This is a genomic window from Halosolutus sp. DAT137 (assembly GCF_059736405.1).
Map to the genome: position 1 here is coordinate 1 of NZ_JCAQID010000006.1, position 25,163 is coordinate 25,163.

At 61.9% G+C, this 25,163-nt stretch carries 18 protein-coding genes; 10 read left to right on the forward strand and 8 right to left on the reverse strand.

Going from position 1 to position 25,163, the window contains the following annotated elements; genetic code table 11:
• Window positions 1-131 precede the first annotated feature (131 nt).
• Window positions 132-1,352, reverse strand: a complete 1,221-nt coding sequence (locus AC6I6L_RS09395) for a DUF7350 domain-containing protein (RefSeq protein WP_497917495.1) — start codon at window positions 1,350-1,352, stop codon at window positions 132-134.
• A gap of 167 nt (window positions 1,353-1,519) precedes the next feature.
• Here AC6I6L_RS09395 and AC6I6L_RS09400 point away from each other — a divergent pair, with 167 nt between their 5' ends.
• The 3 genes from AC6I6L_RS09400 to AC6I6L_RS09410 all read left to right on the forward strand — a co-directional run bounded on the left by AC6I6L_RS09400 (window position 1,520) and on the right by AC6I6L_RS09410 (window position 6,434).
• A complete protein-coding gene (locus AC6I6L_RS09400; protein ID WP_497917496.1) occupies window positions 1,520-1,945 on the forward strand; it encodes a universal stress protein in 426 nt (141 codons plus the stop codon).
• 134 nt (window positions 1,946-2,079) lie between these two features.
• The gene (locus tag AC6I6L_RS09405) at window positions 2,080-5,388 is read left to right on the forward strand and encodes a bacterio-opsin activator domain-containing protein (RefSeq protein WP_497917497.1); all 3,309 of its coding nucleotides are present in this window, start codon (window positions 2,080-2,082) and stop codon (window positions 5,386-5,388) included.
• A 308-nt stretch (window positions 5,389-5,696) separates the two neighbouring features.
• Window positions 5,697-6,434 (forward strand): helix-turn-helix domain-containing protein, encoded by a 738-nt coding sequence (locus AC6I6L_RS09410; RefSeq protein ID WP_497917498.1) that lies wholly within the window; start codon window positions 5,697-5,699, stop codon window positions 6,432-6,434.
• 111 nt (window positions 6,435-6,545) lie between these two features.
• Here AC6I6L_RS09410 and AC6I6L_RS09415 read toward each other — a convergent pair whose 3' ends face one another.
• On the reverse strand, window positions 6,546-6,731 hold the full coding sequence (locus tag AC6I6L_RS09415; protein ID WP_497917499.1) for a DUF5786 family protein: 186 nt from the start codon (window positions 6,729-6,731) through the stop codon (window positions 6,546-6,548).
• Between the two features lie 238 nt (window positions 6,732-6,969).
• On the reverse strand, window positions 6,970-9,033 hold the full coding sequence (locus AC6I6L_RS09420) for a cation:proton antiporter domain-containing protein (protein WP_497917500.1): 2,064 nt from the start codon (window positions 9,031-9,033) through the stop codon (window positions 6,970-6,972).
• 757 nt (window positions 9,034-9,790) lie between these two features.
• On the opposite strand from AC6I6L_RS09420, the gene glmS reads away from it, so the two are divergent.
• The gene (gene glmS / locus AC6I6L_RS09425) at window positions 9,791-11,605 is read left to right on the forward strand and encodes a glutamine--fructose-6-phosphate transaminase (isomerizing) (RefSeq protein WP_497917501.1); all 1,815 of its coding nucleotides are present in this window, start codon (window positions 9,791-9,793) and stop codon (window positions 11,603-11,605) included.
• Window positions 11,606-12,017: 412 nt separating this feature from the next.
• On the opposite strand, the gene glmU is transcribed toward glmS, so the two are convergent.
• Window positions 12,018-13,199: a bifunctional sugar-1-phosphate nucleotidylyltransferase/acetyltransferase gene (gene glmU / locus AC6I6L_RS09430; RefSeq protein WP_497917502.1), complete on the reverse strand. Its 1,182-nt coding sequence runs from the start codon at window positions 13,197-13,199 to the stop codon at window positions 12,018-12,020.
• Window positions 13,200-13,577: 378 nt separating this feature from the next.
• Here glmU and AC6I6L_RS09435 point away from each other — a divergent pair, with 378 nt between their 5' ends.
• Entirely contained in the window at window positions 13,578-13,787 is a 210-nt protein-coding gene (locus AC6I6L_RS09435; RefSeq protein ID WP_497917503.1) for a DUF7563 family protein, read from the forward strand.
• Window positions 13,788-13,998: 211 nt separating this feature from the next.
• Here AC6I6L_RS09435 and glmM read toward each other — a convergent pair whose 3' ends face one another.
• Complete coding sequence (gene glmM / locus AC6I6L_RS09440) at window positions 13,999-15,330, reverse strand: phosphoglucosamine mutase (RefSeq protein ID WP_497917504.1); 1,332 nt, start codon at window positions 15,328-15,330, stop codon at window positions 13,999-14,001.
• A gap of 463 nt (window positions 15,331-15,793) precedes the next feature.
• On the opposite strand from glmM, the gene AC6I6L_RS09445 reads away from it, so the two are divergent.
• The gene (locus tag AC6I6L_RS09445; RefSeq protein WP_497917505.1) at window positions 15,794-16,054 is read left to right on the forward strand and encodes a MarR family transcriptional regulator; all 261 of its coding nucleotides are present in this window, start codon (window positions 15,794-15,796) and stop codon (window positions 16,052-16,054) included.
• An 8-nt stretch (window positions 16,055-16,062) separates the two neighbouring features.
• Here the strand turns inward: AC6I6L_RS09445 and AC6I6L_RS09450 are convergent, their stop codons facing one another.
• Window positions 16,063-17,073 (reverse strand): lipid II:glycine glycyltransferase FemX, encoded by a 1,011-nt coding sequence (locus AC6I6L_RS09450; RefSeq protein WP_497917506.1) that lies wholly within the window; start codon window positions 17,071-17,073, stop codon window positions 16,063-16,065.
• Between the two features lie 2 nt (window positions 17,074-17,075).
• Window positions 17,076-18,701, reverse strand: a complete 1,626-nt coding sequence (locus AC6I6L_RS09455) for an alkaline phosphatase family protein (protein ID WP_497917507.1) — start codon at window positions 18,699-18,701, stop codon at window positions 17,076-17,078.
• 259 nt (window positions 18,702-18,960) lie between these two features.
• On the opposite strand from AC6I6L_RS09455, the gene AC6I6L_RS09460 reads away from it, so the two are divergent.
• The gene (locus AC6I6L_RS09460) at window positions 18,961-20,073 is read left to right on the forward strand and encodes a DegT/DnrJ/EryC1/StrS family aminotransferase (RefSeq protein ID WP_497917508.1); all 1,113 of its coding nucleotides are present in this window, start codon (window positions 18,961-18,963) and stop codon (window positions 20,071-20,073) included.
• A 46-nt stretch (window positions 20,074-20,119) separates the two neighbouring features.
• Here the strand turns inward: AC6I6L_RS09460 and AC6I6L_RS09465 are convergent, their stop codons facing one another.
• Window positions 20,120-21,820: an ATP-binding protein gene (locus AC6I6L_RS09465; protein WP_497917509.1), complete on the reverse strand. Its 1,701-nt coding sequence runs from the start codon at window positions 21,818-21,820 to the stop codon at window positions 20,120-20,122.
• Window positions 21,821-23,086: 1,266 nt separating this feature from the next.
• Between AC6I6L_RS09465 and AC6I6L_RS09470 the strand changes: the two genes are divergently transcribed.
• From AC6I6L_RS09470 to AC6I6L_RS09480, 3 genes are all read left to right on the forward strand, one after another.
• Entirely contained in the window at window positions 23,087-23,914 is an 828-nt protein-coding gene (locus AC6I6L_RS09470) for a ParA family protein (RefSeq protein WP_497917510.1), read from the forward strand.
• Window positions 23,907-24,320 (forward strand): DUF7970 domain-containing protein, encoded by a 414-nt coding sequence (locus tag AC6I6L_RS09475; protein WP_497917511.1) that lies wholly within the window; start codon window positions 23,907-23,909, stop codon window positions 24,318-24,320. Before AC6I6L_RS09470 ends, AC6I6L_RS09475 begins: the two co-directional genes overlap by 8 nt.
• Before the next feature lie 137 nt (window positions 24,321-24,457).
• Entirely contained in the window at window positions 24,458-25,138 is a 681-nt protein-coding gene (locus tag AC6I6L_RS09480; RefSeq protein WP_497917512.1) for a DUF4336 domain-containing protein, read from the forward strand.
• The last annotated feature ends 25 nt before the right edge of the window (window positions 25,139-25,163 follow it).

Here is a 25,163-nt window from a genome sequence, read left to right on the forward strand (position 1 = left end):
TCCGATCACAGCGAAAGAACATCCGATCACAGCGAAAGAACATCCGATCACAGCGAAAGAACATCCGATCACAGCGAAAGAACATCCGATCACAGCGAAAGAACATCCGATCACAGCGAAAGAACATCCGATCACAGCGAAAAGCTAAGCGCATCGAAATCGAAAAATGCCGTCTCGTATCCGTCGTGTCGTGACACTTGCGGGGGTGAATCGATCGAGACGCCTACCTCGTCGGCGGAATCGAGTTCCTCGAGATTTGATCCGTAGTGGTGACCGATCGTCTCGTCGAGCGTCTCGCTGAGCGCCGTCTCGTTGAGCACGTCACCGTCGCGTTCGAGCGAGACGGAGATCGAGGTAAACGGCAGTATGAGGTCGTTGTAGGGTGTCCGCGGACAGACCGCCAGATACGGCGAGTTGCCTCCCATTCGATCGCTGCCTGGCTCTAAAACGATCGCGGAGACGTTCGCATCTCCGCTTCGCTCGGTACCGAGTACGTCACCAGGAAGGCCGTCGATCGGTGGCCCACGTGAGGTCGGGCGCGGACCGACCCCGTCGTGTGTCGCGTCATCGTGACCGTCGTGGCTGTCGTGACCGTCTTGACCGTCGTGACCGTCGTGACCGTCGTGGTCGGTAGTTCCGTTCCCATCCTCGTGGTGTTCGTCGCCACCGTTCTCGTGGTGTTCGTGGCCGCCACCGTGTTCCATTAGTGGTAACGCGCCGCGATCTCCGCGTCGGTCTTCCGCGATCGGTTTGATGTCGAGGTCGTGGATGTCGGACTCGTCGTATTCGAAGTCGACGGAGAGGGTTGCGGTTGAATCGAGGCGGCCCTCGAACGCGCCGGTCCGGACGGCGTCGACAGGACCGACCCTTGCGTCGAGCGTGTAGGATCCCTCGCCGGGCAGCGGGACGTTATCTCCGTAATGAAATCCCATCCGCTGTGAGAGCATCGGCCACGGTGAACTTCCGACGCCGTCGATCGGCTCGCCACCGCGCCGGATCTCCAGTGACATGTCCACCGGAAGGACGGTGTGCGTTTGCCGATCCCAGACGGTGAGCATAAGGTGGAGACTGTCGTCGGTGTCGACATCGACGCGACTGCCGCCTCCACCGGGTATCCAGAACCGGTGTGGGATCGTATAGGTGAGTTCGAGCGCGTAGTCACCACTGACCGCCTGGCCGTACGTCCCCATCTCTTCGCTGCCGGCGGGAAGGTAGACCGCGTCCGGGCGGTCCTCGACGATCGGTGGATTCGCCCAGGCGGATTGTTCCTCGAAACCGAGCCGTTCGAGGCAGCCGGCGGTTGCGGCCCCGCTAGCGATGGCCGCCCCACGAAGGAAGGCTCGACGGTTCATTGTCGATGGGTTGGTGTCGGCTAAAAAAACGCCTGTCGGTTCAATTCTCGAAAACCGATACCGTCGACCGACACACGACTCCACCGATACCGTCGATCGGCACGCAATACCCCGGCATCGGCAGGTGCGGAACGTATCCCGCTGCCGGCCGAACGAGTCCCAGAGGAATGTACCAGAACCTGTTGATCGCAACCGACGATAGCGACGGTGCCAAACGAGCGGCAACGCACGCGATCGAACTTGCGGATCGACTCGACGCCTCGTTACACGTCCTCTCGGTTTCTGAAGAGGGACCGCACAGTACCGAAAAGCGCGACGAGATGCGGACCGACCACTCCGAAGAAGTCCATCGAGCCGTCGACCGGGTTGCGTCGTCAGCATCCAAGCGGGACGTCGCGGTGACCAGTGCTATCCGGCAGGGGGTTCCACAAGAAGAAATCATCGCCTATGCCGACGCGGAGCCGATCGACATGATCGTCGTCGGCACGGTCGGTCGAACCGGTCTCGATCACCTTATCGTCGGTAGTGTGGCCGAAGAAGTCGTACGCAACGCCACGGTCCCGGTGGTCACGGTTCGGGAAACCGACGAGTAATCCGGTTTTACCCGGAAATACGGTCGTGATAATTAACGCACCGGGATTCCTACCCCGGATATCGTGGTCCTCCATCGTCACAACTCTCTTGGATCGATAGTCGCCGGCACACTGGATCAGCAGATGGGGGTCCAGTGAGCGACCGCGTCTCGGCCGTCCTCAGTGAGGGACTTTGCGTGCTCGTCGTCGGGGATTCAGCAGCAATCGACGAGACGGCGACGGCACTCTCGACGGCGCTCGATGCCGTCTCATTGGTGCGCGAACGAGCGGCGGCCACCGCTAGCGATCGACTCGCGGACACGGATGTCCACTGCGTCGTGTGTGCGTTCGACGGTTCGGATGCGTCGCTGATCACACGGATGCGAGAGGTGGACGACGAGATCCCCATCGTCGCCGTCGCTGCGACGTCGGCGGCGACGGATGCACTGGATGCGGGTGCCGTCGACGTAATAGTCCCCGGCGAACCCGACCGACTCGTCGCGACTCGTGTACGGAACGCCGCAGCGCGGTATCGACTCGCGACGGCCCCGCTGGACCGCCGACACTGGCCGATCCTCGAGAGTACGACGACGCCGATCTGTGTCGTCGATGCTACAGGTACGATCGAGTACGTGAATGCGGCCGTCGAGGAGCGGTTGGGGTATCCGCTGGCGGAACTCGAGGGAACGTCGCTGGTGCGATTGATCCACCCGGACGATCGATCGTCGCTACGGGATGAGGTCGCCCGGACGGTGGCGGGTGAACTGGGAGCGGCGACTCGACTTTCCCTTCGACTCGGACGGGTGGATGGCACGTGGCGCGTGTTCGACCTCTATCTGGTCAATCGTGAGTCTGATCCGCGGGTCGAGGGAGTCGTCGTGACGATCACGGGTGCTGCCGATTCACACGAAGAACGAGACGGAGTTGTAAGGCTTCAAGATGCGATCGATCGACTCGACGATGCGTTCTTCTCCGTCGGCCCTCGCTGGGAACTGCGAACTATCAATGACGCCGCGCGCGACTTGTTCCAGTCGGTTTCCGAGACGAACTCGACGAATGGGATGCGACCGATCGGAACCAGGGCTGAAGGCGAGGGCAATGATGCGACTCGATTCCGTCGCCTCGAACCGGAACCTGGAACGGTCGTCTGGGAACTATTGCCCGATGCGGTCCGCAGCGAGTTCGCGGATCGACTCCGCGAAGCACGGGCAACGGGATCGGTCGTCGCGTTCGAGACGTCGATTCCCCCATGGGGCGATCGAGTTGTCGTCTCCGCATATCCGTCGGAAACTGGTGTCTCCGTATCCGTACGTCAGCGTGCTGACTTGGCGGCTCGGGACGCCGATCGCGAGCGCCTCGAACGGTTCGAAGCGGTCGTCGACGCGCTCGTTGATGGGATCGCGATGCTCGAGGGGTCGACTATTACGTTCACTAACCCTGCGCTGCTCGACCTGGCAAACGGTGAGGAACTGGTCGGTCGAGAGATCGAGTCGATCGTCGACTCCGAACTTGCGGCAGCGGTCCGAGAACGGACAAACTCGCCGTTAGTGCGGTGGATGGACCCGATCTCGGGGTCCCTGCTCGTCGCTGGCGACCGCCGACCGATCGACGTCTCGGTTATCCCCCTCGGTGGTGCGGAGATCGACGGGGAATCCTGTAGTCGGGCGTGCTGTGTGATTCGCAACCGTCGCGGCTCACCGGCGGCCGGCATCACGACCCTCGCTACCGCAGTGTCCGAGATACAGCAGGCTTCGGACCGATCGACCGTTCGAAAGTCGGTCGTCGACGCCGTGTGCGCGTACACGGCTGCCGACGCTGTCGTCTGGTACGCGATCGAGGACTCGGTGATCCGTCCCACCGCCGTCGCGACGTCCGGGTCGGGGACGGATCGCCCCGTCGATCCACCGACGATTGACGGCCGCGATGATCCGCTTCCGAGTGCGGTCCGTGAGAGCGTGTCTCTCGTTTCGAATCCGGACGATCTCGAACCGTTCGCTTCTCGATTGGGAATCCGGTGTGAACGAGTGCTCACCGTCCCGATCGGAGCGGACGGTCTCCTGGTCGCGACGAGCACCGACTCCGCGGGATTCGACGGAACCGACACTGCACCAATTGACACGCTGGCGACGATCGCGACGCTTGCGATCGACGGCTTCGCGACCGAAACACGCTGTCGGAATCTCGATCGAGAGGTGACCGCTCTCGACGCACTCGTCGCACGAGCGGACGACGTTCGACAGCTCGAACGCGAGTTGCTCGAAGCGGACACGCGAGACGCGGTCGAACGCCGGCTTGCGGAGGGACTCGTTTCGCTCGAGGCGGTCGGCATGGACGCCTCGGTCGAACTCGCCTGGGTCGGTGAGATCGATATCGGCGGGGACGAGGTGACGCTGCGGACCTGGGCCGGGAGGGACGGGTCGTTCCTCGAATCACGCTCCGTTGTCGTCGATTCGGATGCGGGGGAGCCGGCAAGTCAAACGGCAGCGACGCGAGAACCGACCGTCTGCTCGGAGATCGGTGCGGACGCCGTGGAGCCGTGGGAGCGTCTCGCAGCGGAGCGCGGGTTCCGGGCGGCGATGAGTGCCCCGTTGATGTACGACGGGTTCTGTTACGGCGTCGTCGCAGCGTATGCCGACCAGCCAGGGGCGTTCGACGATCGGGCGCGATCGGTCTGTAACCATCTCGCGACGGTCGCCGGATTTGCGATTACGGCTATCGAGCGCAAACGCGCGCTGGTAAGCGAGTCCGTGACCGAACTCGAGGTCGTCGTCGACGCCAGGGCGGATCCGATAACGGTGCTCGCTGACCGCCTCGATGCAGCGATCACGATTCGATCCGTCGTCCCGAGGTCTTCCGGCGGAATCTCGGTCTTCTGCGCGATCGAAGACGCGGGTGGAGAGGCGATTCGGGACGGTGAGTCGATTCAGGACGGTGAGTCGATCCGGGGAGCGCTCTCCGATGTCGGCGGTTTCGATACGTTTCGAGTCGTCGGGGACCGGGGCGGCCACTCGATCGTCGAACTCGGCTGTGACCGAGAGAGTCTCGCCGAAACGCTCGCAGACCACGGGGCGGTGTTGACCGCAGTGACGCCGGCCGGTCACCGGAGCCGTCTGGTCGTTCATCTCTCGAGTACCGTCGACGTCCGGTCGTTCGTCGAGATGCTCGATCGAACGGTTCCGGGAACGGAACTGACGGCTCGCCGTGACCGAACGCGAACGATACGGCCCGACCGATCGCTCACAGCAGAGCTACCGGATCGGCTCTCCGAGCGCCAGCTTCGAACGCTCGAGACGGCGTATTACAGCGGCTTCTTCGAGTGGCCGCGGGAGAGCACCGGGGAAGAGGTTGCGGCTTCGCTCGGCGTCTCTCAGCCCACGTTTAGCCGCCATTTCCGGTTGGCACAGCAGAAACTGTTTAGGCTGTTGTTTGATGACTTACTGGCGACCGACGACGCCGACGAGTAACGCGAGCCGAATGGCAGCTACGATCGGTTACACGGTGGTGCATGGCCCTCCGCAAGATGCGTCGACCACTCGGTCGGTGACGTGGCTCCTGTCGCGTAGTGTGACGGCGGTAACGGGGGCTTTCTCGTCGCGCACAGCCGGTCGCCGCCGCCGTCATAGTTGTTGGAACTGCAACGGATGAATACTGATTGATGATGGTTTGGGTACCGGTTCCGTATCTAGCGTCTACGATGATATAGAACCGGGCGAAAAGGCATGTTAATGATTTCGTTCGTGGTAAGCTCGTCTTACACCGGTCGTCCACTCGGATGGCGGATGGGACTGTGAACGTCGACACCGCCGAGGTCGACGGGCAGCAGGCGGCCGGGGGAGCAGGCGTCAGGTCGGAAGCCGACGGGGGTATCGTTACCCAGCTCTGTCTCGAACACTCGACGTTGTTTCTTGGACCGACGCTTCGGCGCGTTCCGGACGTGACCGTCGAACCGGAGTACTGGACGACGATCGAGCCGGGACGAACGCTCGTGTTTCTCACCGCGTACGGGATCGACGGTTCCTTCGAACAGTTCGAGTCAACCCTCGGGACCGATCCAACCATCTTCGATCCGGTCTGTGTCGACCGTTACCCCGACAGGCGGGTCTATCGGGTCGGGGTGGGCGATCGAACCGTCCCCGTCATCTCCAGGACCGTCGTGTTCGGCGGCAGACTTCTTGAGTGTCAGAGCACCCGAACCGGGTGGCAGTTGCAGGTGCGATTCCGAGACCGCGATTCGCTCGTCGATTTCAACGACTACTGTCGAGAGCTCGATATTTCGGTCACGGTCGAACACCTGCGCGTATCGGACGACGGGAACGACGGGGTAGTCGTCCTGACCGAAAAACAGGAGCAGCTGCTGACCGTTGCTCACGACGAAGGGTACTTCGACGTTCCACGAGGAATCTCCCAGGACGAACTGGCGAATAAACTGGGCGTCTCGAAATCGGCAATCTCACAGCGGCTCCGGCGGGCGATCGGTGCGCTCTGTACGTCGTCGATACCGAACGAGTGAGCAGCGACAGCGCCGCGATCGGGGCGGCGATCGAAGGCATCGCTGGCAGTCTTTGTTACCGGGCGAAGCGTGGGCGAGTCCGCTACGTGAACGAATTTCGACGCCTTCGATTCAATCGTCCGACTTGTCGTCTTTCATCGATCCGAGTTTGGAGACGAGTTCGTCCGTCGAGACGTCGGATTCGAATGACATCTTCCCGTCGTGGTCGTTCTCGTGGACGTTAACGGCCTCTACATCGTCGTTCTCGTCGGCCGTTTGTTGCTGTTGCTCGGATTCATCGTAGCTACCGAAACCCATATCAACACGTAGGTCTGTCACCGATAAAGAAGTGCCGATTCGCCTTCTCGTAGTGAGTCCGTCCCGTACGTTGTGGTACCACACCATCACTGTTAAACGGCTTGTCTGTCACTCCACATCGATTGACGTAGGCCACGGTTCGACGCTCACGAGGGAGCTGACGCTACGCGGAATCAACGTTCACGACAGGACTGACACCGGTATCGATTCACACCCACGGACTACGCCCGAGACTCCATCACTTGAATCTGAGGTACTGTCGATCGTATTCGGGTTCGTCCTGTCGGGGGTGGATCGTAATGAACGATCTGGGTGGCAACGCCGCCAGTCGTTTTGGGAGGGTGTCGAGGGCACTGTGCCACCCGATATCACCACGGCGCGGAGAAATGGAGACGATGAGATCGTCCTCGTCCGTTCGGTCTCGAAGCGACGGTACGAGTCGGTCCCAGCTATCGATCGAGTCGAACGTCGCGGTTGCATCTTCTTCGACGAGTTCGAACAGATGCTCGAACTGGTGTGAACTCCCTTCGACGACGAGCACGTGGAGTTCCGCACCGAGGCCGGCGGCGATTCGCTTGGTGAGGTGGACGGCCTCGTAGAACCCTTCGTGGTGGTCGGCTCCGATCGGGACGACGACGAAGATGCGTCGAGTGGTGTTGATCGGATGGCCGAGGCGGGAGATGAGTACCGGCAGTTTCGTTCGTTCGAGTACCTGGTCGATGATGCTCCCGAAAGCGCGGTGGCGGAACGTTTGGGTGGCGTCCCAGCCCATGAGTATTTGATCGGCCTGGACCTCGATCGATCCCTGGACGATCCCGGAGGCGACGTTGTGATTGACTCGCGTCTCCGTTTCCACGGGAATCTCTGCCGCGCTGCCCGAGGCCGCGAGCCGATCTAGCTCCTCCCTGACCGCGGCGATCTGTTTTTCGGTCGCCTCACTACGGTCGGGCTGGACGACGGTTAGCGCGTGAACTGGCTCCGTACCCCGATCGCCTTTGATGACGAACGCGAGTTCCAGGAGTCGCTGCTGGAGTTCGGCGTTGTGGGACAGCGGCAACAGAATCGTCGGGTCTTTCGCACTCTCTCCTTCGCCCGCAACGTCACGTTCGAGGGCGACCCGATTGGCCGCGCGCTCGGTCAGCCACGGACTCGCGACGGCGGTGACCAACAACATGAGGACGACGGCGTTGAGGATCTCCGGACCGAACAGGCCGGCCTCGAACCCGATCAGCGTGATCGCGAGCGCGGCCGCGGCCTGCCCGATCGACAGCCCGAAGATCACGCTTCGTTCGGCTGAAGTATAGTCTTGCACGCGCGCGACCAGCCAGGCCGCACCGGCTTTCGTCGCGAGCATGACGCCGACGATGACGGCGGCGATCTGGAGGGTTGCGACGCCGTCGAAGATAACGGCCGGGTCGACGAACATGCCCACGTGCAACAAGAAAAAGGGGATGAAGAAGGCGTTGCCGACGAACTCGATTCGGTTCATCAGGGTGCCGCCTTCGGGAATGAGTCGATTCAACGCCAGTCCCGCGACGAACGCGCCGAGGATCGGCGCGAGATCCAGAAGCGCCGCCAGGCTGGCGGCCGCGAATATCGCAGCCATTACGAACAGGAACTCGAAGTAGCTCTCCTCGCTGAACGTCTGGAAGAACCACCGCGAAAGCGGCGGCAGGAGAAACCAGGCACCGCCGAACAACACGAACAGTGCCACTCCGACCTCACCGAACAGCAGGAGGGAAAGCTCGCCGCCGACAGCACCCGTGACGATCGCGAGGACCACCAGTGCGAGCGTGTCGGTAAAGAGGATCCCGCCGAAGACGGCCGTCACGGCCCGGTTTTTCGTGACCCCGTACTGGTTGACGATCGGGTACGCCAGCAGCGTGTGAGAGGCGAAGACGGAAGCTAACAGCAGTGCGGCCCAGATATCAAGGCCGAGGACGGTCTGCATCGCGACCGTCCCGAGGATAAACGGCAGGAGGAAACTCGTCAGTCCGAACAGCGCTGCGTTCTCGGGGGCCTCGGTAAAGCCTTGCAAGTCGAGTTCCAGCCCGACGGTAAACAGGAGGTAGATCAATCCGACTTCTCCGAGCAAGACGATCGCATCCGAGTGGCTGACGACGTCGAGCACGCCCGGCCCGAGGAGCGCACCGAAGAGTACGATGCCGACGATACCCGGTTGCCCGAGCCGTTTGACGAACAGCGGGCCGACCAGAAAAACCGCCATCGCGATCGCAAAGACCAACACCGGCTCCTCGAGTGGGAGTTCAGGGATGGCAACGACGAACGGTACTGGTGTCATCGAAACGGTGTCCCCCGTTGGCGAAACTCGATCGACTCTCGCTGGGTAGCTGACGACGGCGATCGATCGGAACGATGTGGACGTGTTCGGAGCAGAGGCTCTCGTCAGAACGTGACGACAGGTTGGATCTTAAAATGATTGATACGGTGTGGAATCGATATTATGAAGTGGTGAACGTTGCCCTATCTTCGGCATCGAACGTGGATAAACGACCCCCGACGGTAGAAGAATAAACGAGCGTCGATTTCGATCGAGAGTACGCGACAGCATCGCTCAGTTCGACGCGATTCGACGCGGTATTTTGTCGACCATACCTCGGTTTTTCGGTGGATACCGTCCGTTCAGCCCTCCGTACTCCACCTGTTTGCGAAACATACCGATCGATATAGGAGGATAATTGTGTATATTTTGCCTTTTCACGGGAACTATCGAATATTTATTGGTGAACTGTCGACATCCGAAATCGACGTTGCCGTCGACACTTCGTCTCAGAGTCTGGCCCGCCCCGTCGATGTACTCACACGCTACGACTGCCGGTAGCCCGTCTATAGTAATGAATTCGTGGCTGCTGGTGTGTAGCATGTCCGTGCCTCGTTCGTACCCACGGACGTTCACCTAACTATGACACGATCACGATTGTTGCTGACGGCGGTTCACCCTCGACGATGCTCCGCTTTCAGACGGCCCGGTCGGAATGGAGACCCCACTCGGAAACCGGCGAGGACTGCTCTCACTGCGGGCGTGAGGTGACCCTAGAATGTGTGGAATTATCGGTCGAGTCGGATCCGATGATGCGGTCGAGACTCTGTTGACGGGACTCGAGAATCTCGAATATCGCGGATACGACTCTGCCGGCGTCGCGGTTCAAAACGGGTCTGGAATCGACATTCAAAAACGATCCGGAAAGGTCGATGAGCTCAAGTCGTCGATCGAGAATCGGCTCCTCGAGGGAACGGTCGGGATCGGACACACCCGTTGGAGCACGCACGGCCCGCCGACGGACGAGAACGCCCATCCTCATACTGACGGGACAGCGGACGTTGCGGTCGTCCACAACGGCATTATCGAAAACTACGCCGAGTTGAAAACGTGGCTGATCGATCGGGACCACGAGTTCACTAGCGACACCGATACCGAGGTTATCCCGCATCTCATCCAGCACTATCTCGATACCGGCTTCGATAACGAAGCGGCGTTCAGGAACGCGATCGCCGATCTCGAGGGAAGCTACGCCGTCACCGCCATGTTCTCCGGCGAGCACGTCCTCTATGCTGCACGGCAGGGGTCGCCGCTCGTCGTCGGTCTCGAGGACGGGGAATACTTCCTCGCGAGCGACGTGCCAGCGTTTCTCGAGTACACCGAAACCGTCGTCTACCTCGAGGACGGCGACGTCGTGATCGTCGACGAGGACGGAATCGAGTTCACGGACCTTCACGGAAACCCCGTCGTACGTGACTCGGAGACCGTCGAGTGGGACCCCGAACAGGCCGGCAAAGGGTCCTACGATCACTTTATGCTCAAGGAGATCCACGAGCAGCCGACAGCGCTAGCCCAGGCGATCGAGGGCCGGATCGATCCCGCCACGGGCCGGATCGCCCTCGAAGACTTCGAGCCTGGGACGTTCGAGGGAGTCGAGAGCGTCCAACTCGTCGCCTGCGGAACGTCGTATCACGCGGCGCTTTACGGCTCGATCGCGCTGAACCAGGCCGGCATTCAGGCGACCGCGCTGCTCGCGAACGAGTACAGTCTCGCCGCACCCCCGGTCGACGACGGGACGCTCGTGATCGCCGTGACCCAGAGCGGCGAGACGGCCGACACGCTGAGTGCACTTCGGCAGGCAGCGGCCGCCGGCGCGCGGACGCTCACGCTGACGAACGTGGTTGGCTCGACTGCGGCCAGGGAGGCCGACGACGCGCTGTTCATCCGTGCCGGCCCAGAAATCGGCGTGGCCGCAACGAAGACGTTCTCCTCACAGGCCGTTATGCTGGCCCTCCTCGGCCAGCGGATCGCAGCCGACGTTCACGGTGAACCGGCGGCGGACCTCGAGACGCTGCTTCCGGAACTCGCCGCGATGCCGGATCGAATCGCGTCGATCCTCGAGACATCCGAGGCCGATCGCGTTGCCAGACGGTACGCCGATTGTGAGTCGTACTTCTTTATCGGACGGGGCCAGGGATTCCCGGTCGCGCTCGAAGGGGCGCTCAAATTCAAAGAGATCACCTACGAGCACGCCGAAGGATTCGCTTCGGGCGAACTCAAACACGGGCCGCTCGCGCTCGTTACGCCGGCGACGCCTGTGTTTGCCGTGTTCACCGGCGACGAAGACGAGAAAACCCTCAAGAACGCCGAGGAGGCACAGACCAGGGGTGCCCCAGTCGTCGCAATCTGCCCTGACGATCACCGGGCAACCAAGATCGCCGACGACCACCTTCACATCCCAGAAACCGACGCCGCACTCGCGGGACTGCTCGCCAACGTCCAGTTACAGTTGCTCTCCTATCACGCGGCCGATCTGCTCGATCGGCCGATCGATAAACCCCGGAACCTGGCCAAAAGCGTCACCGTTGAGTAGCGATCCAGGATCGGGCCGACGCGTTCGGAGGGTCGTTCTGGTAACCGATTCGCGTCGCTCCGCGTTTCGGTGCCGTACACATCGGAACCGAGCACGGGCCATCGAGACCGCGGGAGCCGGGGACCACCCCCATAGTCCCGGATCCACACGGCGTCGGATTGTGACCCGTACTCGACCGACGTCGGAATCGTCCCTGGAGGGCCAGTTATGATCGAGTGTGCGATACCGATCGATTCCCTCCGTTCCGACTAACTATTCCGCGTCTTATAAATCCCGCACTTGATAAATACGGCTGTCTCGATTGCCGGCGCGGTGCTCGCGATCGGCGTCTCCAATCCCTTTCGGCCGATATCTCCGGTCTTCTCCCCGAAAGCTGTCGTTTTCGTCGAGCAATTCGCTATCGGAACGGGGGTTACCGATCGCGTTCGACGACCGCTCCGGGGCGGGTCGTGACGCCGGACGAGAGTTTCAACCCAGGTGTGAGGCTCGTGTTGATCCCCGTTTTCACCTCGTCACCGATTACGACGCCGAACTTCCGCCGCCCGGTCCCGACGCGTTCTCCTTTTACGGTGACCCGAACCTCGCCGTCGTCGTGGCGCAAGTTCGCCACGGTGGTCCCCGCTCCGAAGTTCACGTGCCTGCCGAGGATGCTGTCGCCCACGTACGAGAGGTGGCTAACCGTGGCTCCGGGGGAGAGAACGCTGTTTTTGATCTCGACGCTGTTGCCAACTGAGGCGTCTTTCCCGATCGCGGTTGCACCCCGCACGTAGGCGTTCGGACCGACGGTCGCCCCCGATCGGACGAGCACCGGCCCCTCGATTACGACGCCCGGTTCGATCGTTGCGCCCGCCTCAACGACGACGTCGCCGTGGAGATGCGCAGCATCGCTCACCTCACCCTCGACCCGACGGTCGAACTCCCCGAGCTTCCACTCGTTAGCCTCGAGCAGTTCCCACGGTCGTCCGACGTCGAGCCATCGCTTCAGGGTGACCGGCGTCACGGCGAACTGGTCGATCACGGTCGCGAGCACGTCGGTGATTTCGTGTTCGCCGCGCTCGCTCGCCGGGACGTCGAGCCACTCCCTCGCCCGTTCCGGAAAGGCGTACGCGCCGGCGTTGGCGAGATTCGTCGGCGGATCGTCGGGCTTTTCGACGATGTCGGTGACGGTCCCGTCGGTCGTACTCAAGACGCCGTAGTTTCGGGGGTCCGAGACCTCGATCGCGCAGACTGCCGGACAGGCGTCGAACAGTCGATCGATCGCGTCCGGATCGTAGAGATTGTCACCGTTTAGCACTGCAAAGGGTCCGTCGAGATGTTCGCTCGCGGCCTCGACGGCGTCTGCCGTCCCGGCCTGATCGCCCTGCTCGGCGTACGTGACCGGAACGCCGCGGTAGGCGTCTCCGAAGTGGCTCCGGACCGTTTCCTGTTCGTAGCCGACCACCAGCACGATTTCGTCGGCCCCGGCGTCGACGGCTGCGTCGACGGTGTGGGCGACGAGTGGTTTCCCGGCGACGGGGAGCATCGGTTTCGGGACCGATTCGGAGAGCGGTCGGATTCGGGTTCCCTGCCCTGCTGCGAGAACGACGGCTTGCATGGTGTGTCGATAGCGTGATCTCGGGGTTTACTATCCGGTCACTACTCGCCCGGTCACCGCCTGGTGTTCGGGAATGATCTCGCATCGATCGCGTCACTTCGTTCGCCGTCGCTCGCTTTGACCGGTGTCAGTAGCGTGGTCAGCGTACGGGTGAGCACCCGCGAAGCTCTGCCGTTTACCGGCGAAAACCGTCGTTCACCGATGAAAACAGTGCGTTTCCGTCGGTAAATATCGAGTTACCGCTAGCGTGAGGCGCTATACTATCGATTTATGTATAGTCTGGATTTACTGCTAATCAGCGCTGAAATGTCACACTAACGTGCTCGTTTCGAGTTATGCTGTCTATAGTAAATACCCTTCTGTGGCTACGGATTTGTGATGTCGACTGAACCAATCGATGCCAAGTGGACGCCGATGACCGCTGGCCAGCAAACGAACGCCCCCTGTTGTGTCAACTGTGGACACCAGGTCACACAGCAGTTCGCCAAAGTGTTCGGAGACAACCACGACGTGGTCCACGCCTGCCCGGAGTGTGCGACGTATCGGGAGATGAAGACCTCAGATTTCATCCCGGAAGACCGACGCTAACGTCTCTCGATCGAACCGACCGGCTACTCGAGTGGGTGTCGCGACTGTACGCTCGATATTCGAACCGGAAATGCGGCGGTGTCGCTTCCCGTCGTCGCTCGACCTCGGAATCAGGGACCGGGGTCGATCGGTGAAGCGAGCAACGGAGTTGCCCCCGGAGACAGGGACCGGGGTCGACTGCAAAACAGGGTGCAGGGAGTAGACGGCGCGATTACGACTCGTCGGTCGCGGTTTCGATCGATTTTTCAATCAAGTCCGTCGCCGTATCGAACAACGCGTCGGCCGCGTCCGGCGATCGACCCTCGGCCGTGACGCGCACGAGTGGCTGGGTACCGCTCGCCCGGATGAGAAACCAGCCGTCGTCGGTCTCGATCCAGACGCCGTCGATCGTTTTGACGTCGTCTCGACCGCTGACACGTTCCCGAACGGTGTCCATCACACGCTCGTTGTCTGAAACCTCGAACGCGGTTCGACGGATGGGGTACTGATCGAGCCCGTCGACGAGTTCGGCCAGCGACTCCGTCGCCGTTACCAGTTCGACCAGCTTGCACGCGGCCAGCGGGCCGTCCGGGCACAGCGTTTCCTCCGGCCAGATCCACGCGCCGCTGGGTTCGCCGCCGAAGACGACGTCCGCTTCCGTCGCTCGTTCCGCGACGAACACGTCTCCGACGCGCGTGCGAGTAACTGACGCGCCGACGGCCTCGAGAGCGTCATCGACGGCGAGACTCGTATCTACCGGGGCTGCGATTCGGTCCCCGGGACCGGCCGCCTCCCGTGCGAACAGCGCGAGGAGGAGATCCTTCGGCACGAAGCGACCGGTTTCGTCGATCGCGAGCAGTCGATCGGCGTCCCCGTCGTGGGCGAGGCCGAGGGCGGCGTCGGTTTCCGCGACGAGTGCGGCGAGGGATTCGAGTGACTCCTCGGTGGGTTCGCTCGGCCGACCGGGAAACGAGCCGTCCTGGTTCCCGTTGAGTGTCGTGACGTGACAGCCGAGATCGTCGAGCACCGACGCCGTGATAGTCCCGGCCCCGTTTCCGAGATCGACGACGACCTCGGGTGATCCGTCGATTTCGACCGCGGATCGCAGTCGATCGGCGTGGCGACTGCGGGCATCGTCGCTGGACAGCCGCGTGCCGAGTTCGTTCCACGCCGCGAACTCGTACTCTTCGTTCCGGATTCGGGCTTCGATCGAGTCCCGGCGATCTGGCCCGAACGCCTTTCCGCCGGGCGTCCAGAGCTTGATGCCGTTGTCCGTCGGCGGGTTGTGTGAGGCCGTAACGACGACGCCGGCATCGGCGTCGAACCCTTCGATCGATCTCGCCACGGTCGGGGTCGCCTCGATGCCGAGGTCGATCACGTCAGCCCCGCACTCGCGACAGCCCGCGGTGGCCGCGTCGACGAGCAACCGGCCGCTGTCGCGAACGTCGCGGCCGACGACGATCCGGTCGGCACCGTCGGACGCGACAGCACGACCGACCTCGAGTGCCAGTTCTGCGGTAACGTCGGACCCGACGGGGCCTCGGATGCCACTCGTTCCAAACATACCACCCGCTGGTCGATCCAATTGCGTTACTATGCGGTGCCTACCGTCGTCGCTGGTCTCGCCGTCTCTCGAATTTCTCGGTCTCCTCGGTTCGCGATCGGGGTTTCGAGGCGTATCCGTGTTCGTGTCGAACCGACGATTCGCGATCGTTGCAGCCCGATTTTTACCCCGACACCCGTCCCGCTTCGCACGTCGGGGTCGATTCGAACGCGCTCTTGGGACCAGCTTCGATCGACGCCGAGCCTGTCTCGTCCGTTAGCGACACCCTATGAGTTTGAACGTTCGTCAGCGTATATCCGTTGGAGTCGATTCACTGCTGAGTGCTCATGGATCGAACGGGAGCGGAAGACGGAGCGGAATCGAGGCGTCGACGGTCGGGTCAGCGACCGCGCCACGGCCACACGGCCGAACCGAGCGCGCCGAGCGACGACCGGACTGTCCGGCAGGATCGTGCGAGGGGACGATGAAGGCGTCCGAATGCGAACCCGAGGCCGACGAGAACCCGGTCGACCGATCGATCTCCGAGCTGCCGCCGAGTTCGAAGCTGGTCTACAAAGTTCTCGAGTACGAGGGGTCGTTGACCCAGGAGGAGATCGCGACGGAGTCGCGGCTGTGCGCCCGGACGGTTCGCTACGCGCTCGGGAAACTCGACGACGAAGACCTCGTGTCGAGTCGGGTCTGTCTCGACGACGCTCGCCAGTCGAAATACCGGATCGACGGCTGACTGTATCGTTACAGCCGTTTTCGATAGGTATCGATCATCAGGTCGAAGCCGAACGAACCGGCCGTGATCGTGTAGTTGGTCTCCAGTCGGGGGTTGAACTTCGCTTTATATCGGTTGATGCTCGGGACGCCGGCACCGACCAGATCGTACCGCTCGATCCCCGATCGGAGTCCGTCACGCATGACGTGCCAGTCGAGCAGATCGTTGATCGCGAGATCGACGGCTGCGTCCGGTTTGACACCTCCCTGCCAGCGGTAGCGGGTCGACTCGGACTCGACGACGAGGATGCCGCCCAGAAATTCGCCGTCGACCCGACAGACGTAGGGGCGGATCGCTCCCTCCGGGAGGGCGTCGTACACCGATCGCGCGAACTCGGTGCTCAACTGGAACGATCGCCCCTGGCTCTCGTATCGCTGTTCGACCTGGTCGATGATTCGATCGATATCGCCGGCAGTCCCTTCTTCGATCACGTACGACTCCTCGTCGGCGTTCCGGACGTTGCTCCGCGCGTCGCTGCTGAACCGACCGAGGAGGTCCTCTTCGCTCCCGTCGAGATCGACGACGTAGGTGTACTCCGGCTCGACGTCGTAGCCGTTCCAGACGAACGGCCGGACGTCCTCGAACTCGGCCGCGACGAACTTCGTGTATAGCGGAGAACTGTGCTCGTCGATCCACTCCAGACAGCCGTCGAGGAACTGCTGTATGCGACGATCCGCCTTGCGCTGTTTGAGCTTGGCGACGTTCAACACGGACGGCCCGAGGTAACACGACCAAGACCGGGGTGCAGGCGAGAAGACGCCGGAAATCGGCCCCTTGGTGTACTCGAACACCGGAAAGATTCCCACGGCTTCCTGTCCTTTGAATCCGGCCAACAGAAACACCGTCGTGTCGGTATCTCTGGCCTGTAACCGCAATGCCTCGGCCCGGTAGAACGGGTTGGTCCCGTCCGACCGATCGACGTATCGGTTCCACTCCTCGGCGTCGTCCTCCGGATCGAGGACGGTTATGTCGACACTCATCGTTACAGGTACCCGAGGTCCGAGAGTCGATCTTCGACGGCCGATTCCTCGGTTGCGACGACCGGAGCCGCTTCGTACGCCGGATACGCCGCCGGCGGACTCTCGTCGACGACCGACAGCGGTTCGCCGTCCATCGCCTCGTCGACGGGGACGTCGAATATCGAACAGATCGTCGGGGCAACGTCGAAGATCGTCGCCTCTCCCAGCGTAACCGACTGATCGAATGCCGGGCCGGTCGCCGCGACGACCCCGGTGCGTTTGTGGTTCCACGGCTCCATCGGCTCTCCGAAGATCCCCGTTCCGAGATCGGTCGAGAGCGCGTGGTCGAAGTCGGTCGGGACGGTGATGATATCCGGCCCGTTCTCGAGGTGGGGCCCATCGAAAACGGCTTCCCGTGGTTCGACGGCCTCGAACACCGGCGATCCGGCCGGGGTTTCGACGGCCGACAGTTCCTCGATGAGTTCGGATCGGGCCGTCTCGTACTCCTCACGCGGAACCGTTCCGTCCGGTTCCCGCCCCTCCAGATTAATCCGAACGCCGAGTTCGCTCTTCGATCGAACGTACGCTCGCGAGTCGGGGAAATCGACCTGCTCGCTTCCGGCGCGGATCACGTCGTTGGGAACCCGCTTGCCGATCGACTCTTTGAGACCGACTCGTTCGAGGGCGTTTGCGACCCGCTGGGTCGTGAACCCGACGCTCGCGGCGAGAGCGATCGCTCGCTCGACGGTGCTCGTAGCGTGTTCGCCTGCTTCCTCACCCTCTAGCAGGTCGTTTTCCCAGGCTTTCGACCAGTTTGGCATTCCCTCGCCGCCGCGCGTTGCGTTGACGTCGCCGCGCTCCCGGAGAAACTCGTTCGCGCGGAATTCCTCGCCGCTGACGGTGCCCATTCCGTGATCGCTGACGATGAGGACGTTCTCGGGGTCGGCCTCCTCGATCGTTCGGGCGAGTTGTCGATCGACCTCACCGTAGACGGCCTCGATCGCCCGCTTGTCGCCGGGCCGTTCGTGGAAGACGGAATCTGTCAACTGGAACTGGAGGAACCCGAAATCGGGATCGATCCGGTCACAGAGGTACCTGAAGGCATCGCCACGACACTCGAGGGTCCGCTCGTAGCCGTCGATCGATCGATCCGGTTCGGGTCCGCTCTGGGGGTAGATTCGGTATCCTTCACACGCATCTTTGACGTCCTCGAGAATTCCGTCGGGATGACACTGCGGGTCCTCCGGCGCTGTCAGTCCGGGTATCAGCGCACCGTCGAACTCGCGTGCCGGGTGTGTCACGGGCACGTTGACGACGACGCTCGAGAATCCGTGGTTGCTCAACAATTCCCAGATTGCGCGCTCGCGCACGTGCGTCGAATTGACGACGTCCCAGTCGTAGCCCTGGAAAGAGAGAAAGTCGAAAACCCCGTGCTTTCCGGGATTCTTGCCGGTGTACATCGACGGCCAGGCCGACGCCGTCCACGGCGGGAGCTGTGATTCGAGCGGACCGCTCGTCCCGCTCTCGAACAACCGGCGAATCGTCGGTATCGTTCCCGACTCGAACAACGGTTCGAGGACGGGCCGACAGGCCGCATCGAGCCCGACCACGAGGAGACGGAGACCGTTGTCCTCGGTCGTACGTTCCATACGCGGGTGGTTCGTCCGTCCGTGCTTTGTTATGCAAGCGCTTGGCTCCTGTATGGTCGTACTTCGGATTCAGTCCGCCGTTGGGGGACCGTTAGCCCAGCGGTGATAAGCCCGGCCTGTCAGCGCGTGTGTCCGTGTACTCTCAGCATGACTAAACGGCCGGACGCTCACTCTCGCTACACTGTGACCGTATCGTCGCACAGACCGATTTCCTGCCCGCGAGTCAACCTGGGCATTCGCGGTTGTATCGACACCGCCGATGATCAGTGACTCCCCCTCACTGTTTGGCGACCCCCAGAGCGATCGATCGCCCACCGGGTTCGAGTCGTTCGTCGAGTATCACACCTCCCGATCGACGTTTTACGCGTCGGGAAAGGTCGCGCTCCGGGACGGGCTTGCGAACCTCGTCGAACACGGTGAAAACGTGTTGCTTCCGGCGTACCTCCCTGACGCCGTCGTCGAACCGTTCTCCGAATTAGGTCTCGAACCGCGTTACTACACGATCGAAGAGAGCCTCGCACCGGACCTGGCTGATCTCGAAACGCGGGTCGACGACGATACCGCGGCCGTCATGTCGGTCAACTACTTTGGTTTCCCCATGCCCGGATTCGACGAATTTCGGGCGCTGGTCGACGAGTACGACTGCTATCACATCGACGACAACGCTCACTCGCCGCTGAGCGTCGACGACGGCAGGCTACTGGGAACGCGTGGCGACCTCGGCATCACGAGCCTCTGGAAGCTGTTTCCGGTCCCAAACGGCGCGGTGTTTTACTGTAACGACGACACCGTTGCCCGGTCGTACGTTCCCTCCTCCTGTGCCGGCGTCCGCGATCGGTTTACCGCCGCCGACTGCCGGTTCGTCGCGAAATCCGTCCTCTTCGACGTTCTCGATCGAACCGGTCGCATTCGGGACGCCGTCGACGCGATTTTCGCCGGTAGCGATATCTCGTCCGTACCCGGTCCGGAGGTGCGCTACGAGGCGGGAAAGGTCCCGATGTCGAAGCTAACGGCGTCCGTCGTCGCCAGGACGGATCCCTACGCCATCCGCCGCGATCGTCGGGGAAACTATCTCGCCTGGCAGCGCGTTCTCGAGACCCGCAGCGACGTCGAAATCCTCTACGACTCGCTCCCGATGGGAATCTGCCCGCAGGTCGTGCCCGTCCGAGCCGAGAACCCACAGCAGTTCCGCGAGTCGCTCACCCGCTGTGGCGTCTCGGACCTCACCACGTGGCCGCGGCTGTCGTCGACCGTCCTCGAGGACCCGCAGTACGAAACCGCCGCGCGCCTGTCACGGGAGCTGTTCGTTCTTCCAGTTCACCAGCACCTCGACCCGCGATCGATCGAGGCGCTCGAATCGCGGCTTCGGTGAGAGCGCGTCGCCGTTTCCACAGGTTCCTTCCCGATAACGAAACGCCTCACTCCGACTGCCCGTCGTTCTCCGCCGCCGCCTCGAGTTTCGACACGGTCGTCTCGCTCAGGGCATACGTTCGGCTGGCCCGTCGGTCCAGCACCGATTCGGTCCGAAGCTCCGAGAGCAAACTCTGGACGGCTACTGGCGATCTATCGACTCGCGTAGCGACTGCCTTCGACCCGAGCGGTCCCGAGCGTGCGAGTTCGGCCACGACCTCTCGTGCCGTCGGCTCGACACACTGGGAATTCTCACAGGCGCGAGCGATCCGATCGTCGAGCCACGCCGCTCCGAACCCGTTTCCACCGTCTGTACCGACGTTTGCGACGAGAATCGTTTCCTCCCCGTCGTCGACGCTCGTATAGCCGAACTCGTGAGCGTCTCCCGTCGCCTCGACGATGCGTTCTTCCTGTCGCGTCTCTCCGGTGTTCGTTTCAGCGCCACGATTCTCCCCGTCGAGTTCCGATCGCAGCCGCTCGTTTTCCGCCCGGAGCCGATCGATCTCCGCTTCGAACTCGTCGATCCTGGCCGATCGATCGACGAGTTCCTCCTCGAGGGCTTCTCGTGTCCCCTGAAGCTCCTCGAGTGTCGCCTCGAGTTCGTCGCGCTCCGCTTCGAGGTCGGCCAGTTCTTCGTGAAGTCGTCGCAACTCCTCGCCATCCTCCGGAAGCTGCGTCTGGACCGTCTCGGGGGCCATTAGTGCGTCGGCCATCTGCCTGGCCGCACTCGAGACGTCGCGTGCGGATTCGAGGTCGTCTTCGAGCGTTTCGATCCGCTTTTCTTTCTTTTCGAGTTCGTTTTCCAGTTCGACGATTCGGTTTTCTTCCTGTTCTTTCCGTTCAGAGATGTTCTGGAGGTCACCGACGAGCGCGTCCGAGACGGATTTGAGGTCCGGGCGCTCGAAGTCATCGAGGCCGGGCGTCGCCCCCGCGTCGAAGGTTCGCTTGCGGCGAAACTGTACTTTCCTGACGTCGGCCTCGGTCCAGTCGGTCTGGACGAACGCCTGTCCGTCGTTGAGGTCAGCGACGAGTTCCGAGTACTCGGTGTCGATGATCCGCCCGACGACTTTCGTGTCGTTGTCCCACGTCAGGCGGTGCCAGACGAGCCAGTTCGCCTGGGTAATGAAGTCCTTTTTGACGTCCGCGGGTCGCTGGCTGATTCCCAGAATGCCCAGCCCGTGTTTGCGTCCCCGTTTGCTGATCTTGATCAGCAACTTCCCGGTTTCACCGACGCCGCCCCCTTCCGGAATGTACTCGTGGACCTCTTCGACGATCAGCAGGAACGGTTTCTTGAGTTTCTTCTCTTTGACGAACAACTGGCGCGCGATCTCTTTGAGCAGTTCGTCCGCGACCGCCTCGTCGAGGTAGCCCGACACGTCGAGGATGACCGGAACGTTCTCCTCGAGTGCGAGACTGGCCATCTGCTCTGCGTGTTCCGGACCGATCTGGATGTCACACTCCTCGTCTGCGCCCGCGTGGAGCATTTCATACTCCTCTTTGAGTCCGTAGTACTCGCCGTCGGTATCGACGATCAGCAGGGGAAACCCGGCGTCGAGTAGCTCTTCGGCCAGTACGGATGCCGTGTTCGACTTTCCCGAGCCCGACTTTCCGGTAACGAACCCGCGTCCGGTCAGAATTTCCACGACCGGGAGGTGTAACTCGGAGCCGTCTACGCCGGTATCGACGTGAATCTCTCGCTGCTCGCTCACCGATCGTCCACCTCTGGCTGATCCGATTCGGTCATGCTATCCGTACTGTTCGATCACGTGACCTTGAATATTGGCCCGCGTCGTCTCCGCGTTCGCTCTCTCTCGTCTGAAAGGTGTACACCGTTCACACTTTTTGAACTGTGTGCACGATGCGTTCGTATCGCTCTCGCTTTCCTCTGACGCTCAGTCTGGAACTCGATCGGTCGGGAAGACTGTCCACGCAGTTCACACCGTTCGGACGTTCCTGATTACCAGCGTCCGTCTGTGAAACCGGTGGCCTCGTCTCCCGCACCGGCCCAACATCTCATCTGAATCTCAGAATTTGTATGCGATTTGCACGGTTTGAACCGCGTACACCGTGTAGACAGTGGCTCGTGCTGTCGGGGTGTGCCCTCCGTTTGGGCTTTCTTCGTCCCGGCTTTTCCCGTTCGCGACGGAACCACTGTTTGCACGGTGCAGACCGTGTCGCTTAACGGTTGACCCGGCGATCGATCGTTCGGCTCCCAGATCCGACGCCGTCGCGATCGGTCTCTCGTGATTTTACTCGACTGACTGGACAGTTTGGAATGTGTACACTGTCTCGACTTTGTACAACGTGCGAGTCATACAGAATGTGTAGACAGTTTCCGATACTGTTAAGTCGTGTCATGGGAATCGTACCACTGTCAGTTGCCGCGTTACACCGATCGAACCGCCCGTCATTTCCTGTACAATGCTCAAACCGTGTAAACGGTCTCAACGGTTGAGGCCTCGTGGACTGTTGGCACTGTCGACATCGAGTCGACTGTCCGGACTCGTTACCCGTTTCACACGGGATAGACTGTTCACACGGTGTGAACAGTGTAAACTGCTACGACCGTATGGACTGCCACGACCGTGTAGACTGCCACGACCGTGTAGACTGCTACGACCGTGTAGACTCCCGTCGCAGTACCTACCGTCGGTGGTCGGCTGGCCGGACAGTGAACGCTGTCTGCACCGCCAGCGGAAGAAACACTGTCTGGATGGGTTAAACCGTGCAAACTGTTCAGATCGCTTGAACTTGGTAGATTGTTCAAACCGTCCAGAGTGTGCTCACGGTCTGAGCGGTTCTCAATTCACAACCGGCGTTCCGGGCCTTGCTCGGGTGCCTGAATGCGTCGGCCACGCCGCCGGAACTTTCGCACACAGTCTCGACGGTTTACACGGTGTACACCGCCTCGACGACCTGAGTCGTTCAGGACGTGATGACAGTTTCGACGGTGAACGCGGCGGAGGGCTACACACGTGACAGACCCACGCGCCGTCAGCGTCGCCCTGCAGAAAGGGGGCGTTGGCAAAACGACGATCGCGATCAACCTCGCAGAACGGCTCGCCAATCGATCGAACGACGTGTTGCTGGTCGACTTAGACCAGCAGGGGAACGCAACCGAAGGGGTCGGACTCGGTGATGCGTACACCGCCGACGTCCATCTCGGTGACGTTCTCGAAGACGGCTCGGAGACGACGCTCGAGGACATCGTCCGATCGACGGACGCCTTCGACGTGTTGCCGGCCCACGAGGACTTAGATAGCGTCGAGAACAGCATCCGGAGTGCGACCTTCGGTGAACTCTGGATCAGAAACGAAATCGTCGACCCGGTGTTGGGCGACACGTACGACTACGTGGTCGTCGACTCGCCGCCGAACCTTGGACCGCTTGCCGACGCCTCACTCATCTCGACTCAGAACGTTATCGTTCCCTTGCGGATGAGCGAACCGAGCGTCAGCGGCTTCGAGCGCATGTACACCCAGCAAATCGGCCCCATTCGCAAGGAAATCGACCTCGATATCCTCGCAATCGTGCCGAACTCCCTGTCGGGCGACAACGAGGAAAAGCGGATCATCGGGGATCTCGAGGAGTCGCAGTTCGCGGAGTATCTCCCGCAGTTCGCCCGATCGAGCCACTTCGACGACTCGTCGTCGTCCGGGCCGGGCCTTCGCGAACGAATCGCATTCCGCCGCGCCTGGCGTGAGGGGGTCCCGCTGGCGGCGTACGACCCCGACTGTGACCAGCTCGATCGGTTGGACGAACTGGCCGCGATCGTCGAACGGGGAGGTGTCGACGATGCCTGAGGAGAATCGGTTTGCGGGGTTGAGCGAGGCGGTCGATGAGGACGACGACGCAGATGGTGACGGGACCCTCGCCGGAAGCAACGCCGATGATGACGGCTCCGCCGAAACCGAATCGAACGCCGCGAGCGACGAGGCAGCGGGAGGGTCGTCGACCGAAGAAGAGGAGCCAACGCCCGCCGATCCGACGGCGTTCGCGTTCGACGAAACAATCAAAAAGACCGTCTACGTTCGCCCCGAAACCGTCGACGATCTCGAGGACGCCCAGGCTCTAGTCGACGCACAGCTGCGAACCCAACACGACGTGCGCGATCTCACGGGCCGGGAGTTCTACGACGCGGCGTTTCGACTCGCCGCGTCGGATACTGACGGCCTGATCGAGGAAATCCTCGCGGCGCGCGAAGAGTGAGCTGTCGACGAGTAAGATCCTCATCGTTCGCCGGTGATACCCTGGTGAGCGACCGACGAACGGTCGTACTGAAGCGTTGAACCATATCCACTTCGGGCCCTCGTTTACTACAGTAGGAATAGTACGCTGTCACTACAATGCTCGAATCCCGAGGGCCGGGTCTGTGGACGTACGAGGAACCGCTCCGATTCGCCGGCGTGGAGTTGGGCCGCATCATGTCGGTTGTTCGACTCTCGAGTGGCGGGCTCTTCGTCCAGTCTCCCGCCGAGTTGACCGGACGGCTCAGACGCGCACTCGACGATCTGGGCGAGGTTCGATTCGTCGCGCCGGCGAGCAAACTTCACGGACACCGCTACATGGAACAGTACCGGGCAGTCTATCCGAACGCCGAACTGCTCGCAGCGCCGGGACTTCCGGCTCGACGTCCCGATCTACGGTTCGATCAGTTGCTCGGAGACACGCCGGACCCCCGCTGGGCGACCGATATCGATCAGGTCGCGATCGACGGCCACCGGTGGCTCACCGAACTTGCGTACTTCCACCGCCCGACCGGGACGGTGATCTTTGGCGACGTCGGCTTTCACGTTGGCGAGACGAGTCCGTTGATGACCCGACTCGTCGCTCGAGCGTTGCGTATCTACGAGCGGGTTTCGCCGCCCGTTGAATTCCGATTTACGATCGCGAACCAGCCCACGTTTCGTCGATCGATTCAGGAGGTCCTCGCCTGGGAGTTCGATCGCGTGATTCCGGGTCACGGCGAAATTATCGAAACAGACGGGAAACAGGCGGTGATCGACGGGTACGACTGGCTACTGTGAGTCGTTTCGGTCGTCCGAACCGCCA